Source organism: Propionispora vibrioides (assembly GCF_900110485.1).
Taxonomy (GTDB): Bacteria; Bacillota; Negativicutes; order Propionisporales; family Propionisporaceae; genus Propionispora; species Propionispora vibrioides.
The window spans coordinates 1-12,771 of sequence record NZ_FODY01000027.1 but is presented as its reverse complement, the minus strand read 5'-3'; the positions used below and the strand labels follow the sequence as shown (position 1 = coordinate 12,771).

The 12,771-nt window shown below is 44.3% G+C and carries 10 protein-coding genes and 1 riboswitch; all 10 genes read right to left on the bottom strand.

Translation table 11 applies throughout. The features are described 5' to 3' along the window. Position 1: 1 nt before the first annotated feature. Positions 2-316 carry a hypothetical protein gene (locus BMW43_RS17255; protein WP_091750582.1) on the bottom strand — a complete coding sequence of 105 codons (315 nt, stop codon included), beginning with the start codon at positions 314-316 and terminating at the stop codon, positions 2-4. 91 nt (positions 317-407) lie between these two features. Next, positions 408-504: riboswitch (guanidine-I (ykkC/yxkD leader) on the bottom strand. 181 nt (positions 505-685) lie between these two features. Then, a complete protein-coding gene (locus tag BMW43_RS17250; protein WP_091750579.1) occupies positions 686-997 on the bottom strand; it encodes a hypothetical protein in 312 nt (103 codons plus the stop codon). Positions 998-1,223: 226 nt separating this feature from the next. Continuing rightward, a complete protein-coding gene (locus BMW43_RS17245; RefSeq protein WP_091750576.1) occupies positions 1,224-1,859 on the bottom strand; it encodes a VOC family protein in 636 nt (211 codons plus the stop codon). 301 nt (positions 1,860-2,160) lie between these two features. Continuing rightward, complete coding sequence (locus tag BMW43_RS17240; protein WP_091750575.1) at positions 2,161-2,679, bottom strand: ferritin-like domain-containing protein; 519 nt, start codon at positions 2,677-2,679, stop codon at positions 2,161-2,163. Positions 2,680-2,921: 242 nt separating this feature from the next. Continuing rightward, positions 2,922-3,602, bottom strand: a complete 681-nt coding sequence (locus BMW43_RS17235; protein ID WP_091750572.1) for a metallophosphoesterase family protein — start codon at positions 3,600-3,602, stop codon at positions 2,922-2,924. A 32-nt stretch (positions 3,603-3,634) separates the two neighbouring features. After that, positions 3,635-4,321, bottom strand: coding sequence for a copper homeostasis protein CutC (locus BMW43_RS17230; protein ID WP_091750570.1), 687 nt, complete (start codon positions 4,319-4,321; stop codon positions 3,635-3,637). A gap of 128 nt (positions 4,322-4,449) precedes the next feature. Beyond that, positions 4,450-5,796, bottom strand: a complete 1,347-nt coding sequence (gene gdhA, locus BMW43_RS17225) for an NADP-specific glutamate dehydrogenase (protein ID WP_091750720.1) — start codon at positions 5,794-5,796, stop codon at positions 4,450-4,452. A 497-nt stretch (positions 5,797-6,293) separates the two neighbouring features. After that, positions 6,294-8,408 carry a catalase gene (locus BMW43_RS17220; protein ID WP_245732569.1) on the bottom strand — a complete coding sequence of 705 codons (2,115 nt, stop codon included), beginning with the start codon at positions 8,406-8,408 and terminating at the stop codon, positions 6,294-6,296. A 390-nt stretch (positions 8,409-8,798) separates the two neighbouring features. Beyond that, complete coding sequence (locus BMW43_RS17215) at positions 8,799-10,787, bottom strand: methyl-accepting chemotaxis protein (protein ID WP_091750568.1); 1,989 nt, start codon at positions 10,785-10,787, stop codon at positions 8,799-8,801. 332 nt (positions 10,788-11,119) lie between these two features. Next, entirely contained in the window at positions 11,120-12,472 is a 1,353-nt protein-coding gene (locus tag BMW43_RS17210) for an S-layer homology domain-containing protein (RefSeq protein ID WP_143050653.1), read from the bottom strand. Positions 12,473-12,771: the final 299 nt, after the last annotated feature.

Genomic DNA, 12,771 nt, shown 5'->3' with positions numbered 1-12,771 from the left:
ACTACCTTGAAAATTTCTTCCGGGCCCAATAATCCAGCTTTTTAACGTGCTTTTTTCCTATGGTTAATCCATAAATAATCAATAACACAATAACGAACGTAAATAAGTCAACTTCTTTTGTTGTAACAAAATTTACTACACCCAAGAGTACTTGCGGAATAATACCGGTAAGTACTAATATGGCCGATGCTACCTTAAACCAAAACTGCGATTGCATTTTGTATCTCACGTATAGCATGAAAAAGGTCGCCGACCAGGCAAAAACTTCAAGCGTGAGTAAAATAGCCCATTTGTTTTCCATGATTAAGTCGTACATACCATTCATTCCTCCATTTCTGTCAATGCATTCATAAACTTTAAAAACATCATTCGCTGCTATCAAACAAAAAAAGCCTTGAGAGTGCAAATACTCCCAGGCTTTTATCCTTCCGTGTACACAGCTTGCTGTGCGCTTTCTCTCGGACCAGACTGACTTTGCGCCACGGAACCCTAGAAAGCTTTCGATTATTCATTTCTCCAGTGATGCTGTTCTCATATTCAGGTCAAGCGGTATAGGACAGGAATAATGAGCTATTCTCATTCCCTTGAAAAAACATAGTAATATAACAACCTGAGGACAGCTTACCTGTTTCCTAACACCACACACATACTGGCAAAAACAATTTCGACGGATGCTTAGACGCTATTAGTTCAGTTTTATCTGCATTTCAGAATACCCTTCGAACTGCATCAGAAGCCCCTCCAGTGCATTCTCAACATTTGCCAGGGTTACATCCGCCGGGTTTTGCCGGTTCGTTAAATGAAGTTCAAACCCAAAGATTTGTTTATCATTTTCTACATAAGCGCGATTATTACCAACGTTAATAAGTGATATAATCTTGTTTTGAAACAATCGATGGGCAATCTCTTTATACAAATCCATATTATTGCTAACAGGTTCCTGGGTTACGATTTCAATAGAAAAAATTTGGGACGTTTCATCGCACGACATACACATTGCTAACACTTCCTCATCTCAAATGCTGAAAACACGGGTACTCAACGTTTTTCGCCATGTATATTGTAGCATTATCGAGAATCGTTTTCAATAAGCATTATGCTATAATGATTTTAAGAATGTTGTTAGCCCGGTCGGGTTACCAGCCTAGTTTAGCTAAACTCCTTAGGGTACTGAACAGTACCCGGTGCTCCAACAGGCTCGCCTTTTAAATGGTTTACGTTGTTTAGCGCAGCTCCACCCGCCCCTTCGGACAGTCGATGGTCGCAATGAGTCCAGGCTGTGTGCCAGCTACAAGCGGAAGCCCCAGGCCAAGAGCGTTCAGACTATCAGTCACCTTCGCCGCGTCCGGATGCTCGGCACGCAAGTTTACCAGACAGGCGCCTTGGGCGGCGACAAGCGCAGGATGCCTTGTAGTTCCCCAGTCAATAAAGGTGGGAATAATGCCATCGGCAACTATCGTCATGGGATTGGTCAAATGCCAGGAAAGCAGCTCTCCCTCAGGAGTGTGCCGGCTCATCGCCATGACCTCGCCCAGCATGATCCCCTGCTGTTTTGCCCGGTTCACCAAATCTGTAAGCCCACTGCCTTTAGCTACCCAGGTGACCAGCCGCGGTGCTGATAAACTGTCGATTTGAAAAGGCCGGGGCTGCTCCGGTTTAGGACTTTCCGGATCAGGGCCGATAATTTCCAGATAGCTGTCCGGTCCCAAAGAAATAAGGGCATTATGAGTTCCCCAGCCGGGATGCCGCCCCCCGGGAGTGGCTGTAATACCCAGTAATTTTCCCAGTTGTTCCATACCGCTATTCAAGTCCGGAGTGGCATAAACAATATGGTCCACTTGACCTCTCAGTACTTCCATCCATCCAGTCCTCCCTTTTTAGACCTCATATTGGAAAATATCGTAACGATTAAACTCTATTCTTATGATTGGTATATTCTGCTTTTCCGGTAAGTATCCTGCCAAAATTCGCTCACGGAAGCGGTTGCATCAGGTTAAGAAATTACCAGGCCCTATTCGCACCGAGGCTCATGCGGTAAAGAAAACCGCCGGCAAAAAGCAAAAACCACCCTGTCTGTCATGAAAGCAGACACAAGCGGTTTGCAACTCTCCCTATATTTTATAAAAATCTCAGGCCCCAATTGAAACTGAGATTCGTTTGTTAGAAACATTGAAACTGCGCATACATCTCTCTAAAAATCTGGAGATGGCGTTTCTCGTCAAGTATGATGCGGTTTAAGATCGCCACAATGTTCCCATCGCAGATAGTATCCGCCTGCCGGGAATACTTGCGGATGGCCGCTTTTTCCGCTTCGATTGATTCGGTTATCAAGGCGCATATTTCACGCGGGTAACCGATAAACGAGGGCGACCACCAACGCTTGTGGTTCCTCCCGCACCAGAGCCGCGGGTCCGCCCCAAGCTGCAGCGCAAGCTCAGCGAATATATTGAGGTGATGCATTTCAACGATGCTGATTTGATGGAAGCATATCGAAATAGAGCGAAACTGCGGCCCTGTTACCACGGAAATGTAGAAATATCGAGTCACATCACTCATCTCGGAAATAACGGCGCCCATGTTACTAAGCATCTCGTCGGCATAGGCAATATTGGGCGCATCAACTCGCACCGGCGGATACGGTAAGTTTACCTTGCAGTGGTATTCATCGATGTCGTACATCAATATTTCTCCTTCCGCCTATCGGTACAGTACAGTTTATTAGTGCGGCTAGAAGATTATGCCATTGCTATCAGCTTTGTCAAACTGCGTGTTATCTCAGCAAACCACTTCTTTGATCAAATACACGATATCATACAAAATGGTGATTTTTAGCTAGAAAGTCCTCCTGGTTCTAAAGTAGCCGAGGGCCAGTTGCCATCCCGGTTTATTAAAAATAGCCGGCGCCTCTGTAAGGGTGCCGGCTATACCAACCTGATTATTTCGTTATAAAGACAGGTGAATTGATCATTGATTCGTTGACTCGTATGGAAATGACCGAAATACCAATGTTTAAACTGTAGTTTAGGGACGAACTTATCAAGCATTCCGCTTGTGGGATCACGCAGCCGGTCAAATCTGTTTAAAAATTCGACTATGGCTGTGGGGGCCGTATGCGTAACTATGTAATCTATGGCGAAATTATGCTTGGTAAGGTTAAAAATTGCTGCTGCCTCTTCTTCGCGGCTTGGTATCTCCTGCGACCACCAGCTAACATGCTCCTGGCGGAATATCTTATCGGTAGACATGGCTCCGCCAAAAGTAAAGAACTTTAACCCAGCCAGGCTGAATATCTGTCCGCGCATCAGATGGAGCACTGACCCGTTGATTCTATGTGTTTTGCCGCCATTCCATTCTTCCACGGGAAAATCATACAGCATATCGAAGTTCTCGTGGTTGCCATCTACGAACAGGGTAGTCCACGGTTTATCTTTGTACCAGTTGAGCAGCCACGCCTGTTCCCGGCTGCCATCCCATATGCAGCCAAAATCACCGCAGACGATCACATAATCATCTTTCGTAAGGGATCTTCCTTCCGGGAAGTTGCTGGACGAAAATTTTTTAATGTCGATACCGCCGTGAGTATCACCGGTAATGAATATCATAGAATCACCTTAGCCTTACGATTAATCCTACTTCATCTTTTCATCCGACTCATGAGCTTAACGAGAGCTGTTAGTTTCTTTTCATTAATTTCCCCAAAAGTGGAACTGTTATCACGAATCGCCGTTCCAAAATGAAATTCGGGCGCTCCAGTTTCAGCCATAACCCGTTCGATGTTTTCAAAGGTCAGCCCGCCGCCTACCAAAACGCGAATCTTCGCTGCATTCTCCAGCATGTCTTTTATTGTTGTCAGATTGTCCAGGATATTTCCCTTGCCGCCTGAAGTTAGTACTGTTGTGATCTGCGGGTATTTAGCCAGCACTTTTATCCCTTTTACCGGATCAGCGAGTTCATCAATAGCCCGGTGGAACGTTACGGCCAACCCAGCACAAGCTTCCAGCAGCTTAACCAAAGATTTTTCACAAATCTCATTATTTTCATCCAAAACCCCAAAAACCACACCGTTTGCCTTTAGTTGTCCGGCCGTTAAAATATCTTCTTTCATTGCCTTCAACTCAGCACTGGTATAGACGAATGAATTAGCGTGGGGTCGAATCATTACATTGACCGGGATTTTGACGTTCTCCACTACTTCCTTTATCAAGCCATGCTCCGGGGTAAGCCCCCCTTGGGACAAATCCCGAATGAGCTCGATCCGGCCGGCACCGCAAGCCGCTATCCGTTTGGCGTCCTCAACTGTTGTCGCTATGATTTCAAGCATTGTTCTCTATCTCCATGAAATAAATTCTTTGTCTTATAGCACTTCTTTGTTATACCGTAAAATCCTGTCACTATAAATTGACTATTTAAAAAACCCGGGCAGCTGCCCGGGTCTTCACCGTCTCAACCTTATACTACACCATGAGCCTTCATGGTTTCCGCTACTTTTTTGAACCCGGCGATGTTTGCACCGGCAACCAGGTTGTCTTTTAGGCCATAGGCTTCTGCTGCCTGGCTGGTGTTTTTATAAATGTTCACCATGATATCCTTCAACCTGGCATCCACTTCCTCGAAAGTCCAGGCAAGGCGCATGCTGTTTTGCGACATTTCCAAGGCTGAGGTAGCAACCCCGCCGGCATTGGCGGCCTTGGCCGGTCCAAAAAGCACGCCGTTATCCAGAAAGACCTTGGTACCTGCCAGGTCGGTAGGCATATTGGCTCCTTCGCCTACCACCTTGCAGCCATTGGCCACCAGCATGTTAGCCGATTTTTCGTCAATTTCATTTTGGGTTGCACAGGGCAAAGCGATGTCGCAGGGAATGGTCCAAATACCGGAGCAGCCTTCATGATAGGTGGCGGTAGGATGGTATTTTACGTATTCAAAGATTCTTTGGCGGTTTACCTCCTTGATTTGCTTCAGGGTGGAAACCTGAATACCGCAGGGGTCATGGATATAACCGCCGGAGTCGCTTACGGCCACAACCCTGCCGCCGTACTGCCGGACTTTTTCCAAGGCATAAATGGCCACATTGCCGGAACCGGAAATAAGCACGTTTTTTCCTTCAATGGACAGACCCCTTGCCTTCATCATTTCGTTAACAAAATAAATCAGGCCGTAGCCGGTGGCCTCTTTTCTGGTCAGGCTTCCGCCGTAGGACAGTCCCTTGCCTGTTAGAACACCGGCTTCATAGGCATTTTTGATTTTTTTGTATTGGCCGAACAAATAGCCGATTTCCCGGGCGCCTACCCCGATGTCGCCGGCCGGTACATCCATATCATGGCCGATATGACGGTACAGCTCAGTCATAAAGCTTTGGCAGAATCGCATGATTTCCATATCGGATTTGCCCTTGGGATCAAAATCAGCACCGCCTTTAGCACCGCCAATGGGCAGACCGGTTAAGGAGTTCTTAAAAACCTGTTCAAAACCTAAAAATTTGATAATACCTATATATACGGAAGGATGAAAGCGCAGGCCGCCCTTATAGGGGCCGATGGCACTGTTGAACTGGACCCGGAAGCCGCGGTTCACGTGTACGCTTCCGGCATCATCCACCCAGGGAACTCTGAAAATAATCTGACGTTCCGGTTCCACGATGCTTTCCATAATACCCAGCTCAATATAGTCCGGGTGTTTTTCCAGCACCGGAATCAAAGACTCCAGAACCTCCTTAACAGCCTGATGAAACTCAGGTTCGTTGGCATTTCGCTTTATAACCCGCTGATAAAGGTCTGCACAGTATGGTTTTGCATTAATACTCAATGTATTAAAACCTCCTCATATTGTTATATTGCTGTCCGCTAAAGCGTCTACATACTCGGGTATACTGCTTGACTACTTTTCCTGTGTAAAAGGGCAAAATACAATCAATGTATACTATACACACACATTGAAGCTTTGTCCAGTAGACGAAAGAAACTTTAGATACACGTTATCCCAGGTCTAAGAAAAAGGACAGTATGCTTAATTCTGCTCATAGCGTATATACTATATCTACTTTCATCTTATGCAAACTCTTGAAGTTACTCTATCGCAAAAATAAAAAATAGAGATTTGCTTGGTAGAGGTGAGGACCATTACATAAAAACAAAGAACCCACAAAATAGCAGGTTCTTAATCATTCGGTGATTTAATTGCCAGAGGCGATCCGTGACCTTGCAAATCTGCCTACTTATTTAATATATAACCAGCATATAAGAAGATAATACTCTCGACAATTAGTTTGACTTAAGATCAGTATTACGACTTTCTATTTATGCCAATGTCCGAATGGATTTTTCCCGGTTCCATTGGCGGGTCTTTGCCACAGCAATAAATGCTGCTTGGTCATTAGCATCCACAACGCCTGCATCTTGTCCCACATTGGCTATTTTCAAAAGTGCCTGTCCACCTTTATCGACGGCAATTGCTTTAAGATGACCGAAAGCATCGCGCACAAAATCGATTGCAGCGCTTTCCACCGACAGTGCCTTTGCGCCTTCATCAGAGAGAAGTACAGCGACTGCATCAAATAATACAGAAGGGCACCCGGCCAGTTGTCCGTCAGCACTCAACATCAGACCAGAAGCAAGCTTCACGTCTCCCACTTTGGGAGAGACAATCTTCACAGTGGCACCCGCACTCGTTGCCGCCCTTTTAAGCTGATCGATTACAGCGCCGTCTGAACCATTTGTAATCAAAATACCAAGCGTGCGGCCCATGAGTGTGTCTTTCATCTTGCCGATGATCTGCAATGCGGGTGAGGGCTGCATCTCCTGCACGGGCCTTGCGGGCACCGGCGCATTAGGAATTTTGCCGAACCCAAGGCCTGCTGCGACCCTTTGGGCAAGGGCTTCATCAATATGTCGCAAATGACCGACTATCGCTTCACGCACGTGAACATGTTCAACCTTGGAAAGCTCAAACACTAAAGCTGAAGCGATATGCGCTTGCTCATACGCTGTTTGGCTGATATAGAATAACCGCGCTTGACTGTAGTGATCAGCAAAGCTTGCAGCACGGACGCGGCCTTTCACGCCTGTTTCCGTTACCGCAGCACTATGGAAACCGTTGGTCGGTGTTTCGCGTGGCGATTCACCAGACAGGGAATTGGGCTCATAGGCAACACGGCCCGCCTGTTGCGCCATCTGCATGTGTCCATCACGTTGTTGATTGGAGAACGGACACTTGGGAGCGTTTATCGGAATCTGGTGAAAATTAGGCGTGCCTAAACGCGAAAGCTGTGTATCATGATAGGAAAATAAACGGCCCTGCAATAGTGGATCATTGGAGAAATCAATACCTGGTACGAGATGAGAGGGACAGAAAGCAATCTGTTCTGTCTCCGCGAAAAAATTGTTCGGCCAACGATCCAGCACCATGCGTCCAATCACTTTCAAAGGCACCAATTCTTCGGGAATCAGCTTAGTCGGATCCAGATGATCGAACGGGAATGTATCTGCTTCCTCCTGCGTGAAAAGCTGAACCGCAAATTCCCACTCAGGAAAATTCCCTGACGTGATGGCATCGAACATATCGCGCCGGTGGAAGTCTTGATCCGCACCGGAAATCTTGACTGTCTCATCCCAAATGGTAGACTGCAAACCTAGTTTGGGACGCCAGTGGAATTTGACGAAAGTCGATTCGCCTGAATCATTAACCAGCCGGAAGCTATGCACACCAAACCCTTCGATCATTCGTAGAGAACGCGGTATTGTGCGATCAGACATGATCCACATTACCATATGCATAGATTCAGGCGTGAGTGAAATAAAATCCCAGAATGTGTCGTGGGCGGTTGCCGATTGCGGAAAGCCGCGATCTGGTTCCATTTTTACAGCATGAATGAGATCGGGGAATTTAATGGCATCCTGAATGAAGAAAACCGGAATGTTGTTGCCGACCAGGTCCCAGTTGCCTTCCTTAGTATAAAACTTGACAGCAAAACCTCGTACGTCACGAGGAGTATCTACCGAACCTGCACCGCCTGCGACGGTAGAGAAACGAGTAAACACGGGTGTCTTCTCACCTACCTCGGTGAGAATCCTGGCGGTGGTGTATTGCTTCAGGGAAGTAGTCAACTCAAAGAAACCATGCGCGCCCGTACCCCGCGCGTGAACGACACGTTCCGGAATACGCTCGTGATCGAAATGGGTAATTTTTTCTCTAAGGATAAAATCCTCCCCAAGCGTAGGACCGCTTGGGTTGGCTCTGAGCGAGTTTTGATTATCGGAAAGCGCAACGCCCTGGTTAGTAGTAAGCGCCTGATGTTCTCCACCGGCGATTTGGTGTATCTCACCACCAACAGCCACTTGTAAGCTTCCCTGGAGAGTTGAGTCCTGTTCTTTTGTAAGTTTTCCCGAATTACTCATTGTATTTTCTTTGTTCACGATTTATCTCCTTACTATGTAATACTATCAGCATCTAATTAAACATAAGCTCTATTCACCTTTACTAAAGTTTAATATACCTACTGGAGGAATAAATTATTCCCTTTTATCTCCTAACAATGAAATAATTCACATTTGCTGTATCACTTTTTTCTCACTAAAATTCGTGTTCAATAAATCAAAGAGCATCTTGCCCACTCCAAATCTCCTCTCCACAAGTCGAGTCGACTCTCTTGTGAATGATTACGGTTACCCATTTACCCAAATATAATAAAAGTCAGTTTGTCAGAGTTACTTGTCCCTGTATAAAGCAAAAGACCTGCGAAAATTCGCGGGTCTTAATAATTTCCAAGTTTCGGTGAGGTGAACTTTATCCAGAAGAAAAAGTCCTTATATCTTAAACTTTGTTACTGCTGCCTGAAGGCTCTGTGCTAATTGAGACAGCGCCTCACTGGACGAACGAATCTCTTCCGTAGATGCCAACTGTTCTTCTGCTACCGCCGAAACCTGCTCAGACTCACCAGCTGATTTGTTACTGAGTAGATCAATTTTTTCTGTTGAACTTACTATCTTCTGACTGCCAACAGCCATTTGTTCTATGGTTGTTGAAATGGTATCCACTTGAGTTGCAACATCAGTTACTAAATTCATAATTTCTCTAAATATCTGTCCCGCATTATTAACTAACCGAGTACCATTTTGTACTTCCTGTATACTGATACCTATTGCTGAAACCGCTTTATTCGTATCAACCTTTATTTCACCAATAATCTCAGCGATTTGTTTAGCGGCATCTTGTGATTCTTCTGCTAGCTTTCTTACTTCCTCAGCCACTACAGCAAATCCTTTCCCCTGTTGGCCGGCACGGGCAGCTTCAATAGCTGCATTCAAAGCGAGTAGATTTGTTTGACCAGCTATACCAGAAATAGCACCGACGATCTGCCCTATTTTTAAGGATTGTTCATTTAGTTTAGAAATAGCGCCAGCTACTAGTTGGGATGATGTCGAAATAGAATGCATCTGTTCGGCAACTTTTTCAATAGCTTCTCCACCGGCTTTAGCTTTATTAGATGCCTGAAACGACCGGTCCGCTACTTCACTAGCCTGGACTGATACTTGCTGAACTGTTGCAGACATCTGTTCAACCACCAAAGCAGCTTCACCAGCAGCCGTTGTCTGCTCAGCGGCATCAGCGGCAACATTTATTATCGATTCGGCAATCTGTCTTGCTGCTTGAGAAGAGTGTTCGGCACTTGCAGCAAGTTCCTCGGATGAAGCAGCCAATAGCTCGCTAACTTTAACAGTTTCTTTTACCAAAACACGTAAATTTCCACTCATTTCTTCAAAACTTCGTCCTAATCGCCCAAGTTCATCATCTGAATTTATAGCCAACTGGACCTTTGAAATATCACCGCTGGCAATCCTTCTAGCAGCAGATTCCAATGTATTTATGGGGTTCGCAATACGACCACTAAACTGATAAATAATAGCACCGACAATAAATAGAACCATAACCATAACGGCAACCGCAATAATCGTCAAAATTGAGATAGTGCTAGATACTTCTTCCACAGGCACGGTAAGCCCTAACGACCAACTTGTGCCTGGTACAGAGGCAAAAGCAAAATATCTGTCAATTCCACTTATCTTCAACTGCATAGTCCCTGTTTCTCCTGTTACCATGCGTGCCGCATTTTCTTTACGCTCAGGATTAGCATTCGTATCTGTCAACGAGTTTTCTTTCATTGCAACGTTTTTATCAGGATGAATCATGGTTAGACCATCCTTTTGAATAAGAAAAGAATACCCTGTTTTTCCAACCTTTATGCCCAGAATTTTCTTTTCAAGATCGTCCATATTAATAGCACCAAACACTGCCCCCACAACTTGTTCGCCTTGCTTCACCGGAACTGAAATGACTATGATTAAACGACCGGTTACTTTTGAAATTACTGGATCCGATATAAAAACTTGACCTCCCATTATTGCTTTTAAAAAAGAAGCATCCGCCTTTACTTTTACACCGCTATCACTGATGGAATTTCCTTGGCTATCGACAAATACTACTGACTCATACTCTTTGTTTGTGTTTTTTGCTGCAGCAAGATATGGAATTTTATTTTCTGCTTGTATAAGCGATGGGTTGGAAGCAACCATCTCCATTTCCATTTTATGAGCATCAACCCAATCTCCGGTTGATACTGCTGAATTAATCGCCAATTGCAACATATCCGCAGTAACATATTCCGTTATAATTTCTCTTGCCTTCCAGTAATTCAGCCCGCCCATCGCGCTTAGAGCCACTAAAAAAACTAAGAGAAGAGTGCTAATAAGTTTTGCTCGAATGGTTCCTGTTAAAAATTCTAAAATCTTTTTCACAATAGGCCTCCTTATATTTTTATGTTCTAAAAAGCATGGATTTCGTCACTTCTAAATCTTCTGAGGCAAATAAAATCAACTGCTTTGAATAGCTCGTTATAAAGTTACATCTATAACAGATTTTGCTTTTTTCTATCTGTCCTGTTATTGGGCGCTTACTTATTATCTTTCTCTCTATAGTAGTAAAACAGGGGAAAAGCCGCTAAATCAACAAATTTAGCGGCTTTTCAACACTTCTGTGCAACGCAATTTTTGCTCAAATCCTGGACCTTAAATCAAATTCCATAGTTCTTACGCTGTCGATGAAGGCTGTGTTAAGACTGCTAATTGACTTAATACAGGATAAATAACATAGTACGGAAAACAGTTGTCTTTAAATCACTATTACTTATTGACGTGTTTTTAGGCATTACATAACTTGTCAAAGAAACATTTTTTAATGGTACATATTCGCAGCCAAGCCTAAAGCCTTTTAAACCAGAACCAGAAGAGCCTGACACCGCATCTGTATAAAGTGCTGATGCACTACTTTCATCAGGTCCCAATATCGAATTGATACCAATGGAATGATAATCAACATAAAATCCTAAAGAACCTTTCTTGCCTGCAACATAGGGATTAACATTGCCATAGCTCAGTTTTGCAACATAAAACTTCTCTTCACTGGCTGCATTAGATTTTCCAGCGTTCACATCCAATAAGACGTTATTGGAAAGAGGTTGCTTAATTTGCCATTCGGTTATTTTCCAATCAATTTGATTAGTTTGATCATTAACCTTCCAGTAAGCAGCTCCGAGGCTGGTATTACCAATATTTCCGTTGACAGCATATACCTGCCCTAAGTTTTTATCACTTGTGGTGTAACGGCTATCGCCACTACCTAAAAGAACATCAAATTGTCCAACTGCACCAGTTACATTAACGGCACCAATTTTAGAATCTACCCTTACCCCTTTCATTCCAATGCTATATACCCAGTTATCATTTATCGGTCCAACCCATTGATAACCCAAGACAACTTTTGAATCATTACCGAACAGGTGATTTCCAGTTATATTACAACCGTTGGAAGATATACCTGCCGGAGTGCCAGAATTAGAATTAGAGCGGAAGTCCAAAAAAGGGCCAGGTAAACTTCGATTAGGAGTATATACTATATCTTCTTCCCATGACCAATTATCATCAATTTTCCCAGAAAAATACATGCGGGCATCTTGCTTTAAATTAGTTTGGGTCGGGCCGCTATTTCCGCGTACATCATCATAATAATTCTTAATCACTCCATGAATCTGTACGGCATTACTCACTTGATTTTCAACCGCGCTCAGACGTACTCCTAAATCCTTCAACTCGCCAGCGAATTCAATCTCCAGTCTGTTAATTTCGGCCTTTGCTTCACTATCAGCTTTATCATATTTAGTCATTGCTTTAGCCACAATTTGAGCCATTTCATAGCGAGTTATCGTTTTATCTCCATTAAATTTGCCATTCTCGCCATCAACAATCCCATCTTTCATTAGCTTATTAATTGAATCATATGCCCAATGATTTTTCGGAACATCATTAAAAGGATTACTGAATTCATCAACTGATGCGAAGCAAAAACTAGCTATATTAATCATAAAAATTACGAATACAATACACTTTGCATATTCCGGTGTGATTCGACCAACGATTCCGGCCACATTCGGCCAGTGAATCCGGAGCTATTCGGCCAACCAATCCGAGCACATTCGGCCAAATAACTGGTGCCACCTCGTGAAGAAACCCTCTACAATGGTCTAAAAGACCATTGCTAGGGGAGAAATTTATGAGGTGTGAGGAACCAGTGAGAATACTAGAAATCCTTCGACTAACTGAAAAAGGTCACCGTCAGCGCGAAATAGCAGCAAGCGTTGGCTGCGCAAGATCCACCGTCGGAGAAGTACAACGACGCTGTCGGGAAGCCGCCCTTTGCTATGAGGCAGCCTCGTCAATGACCGAT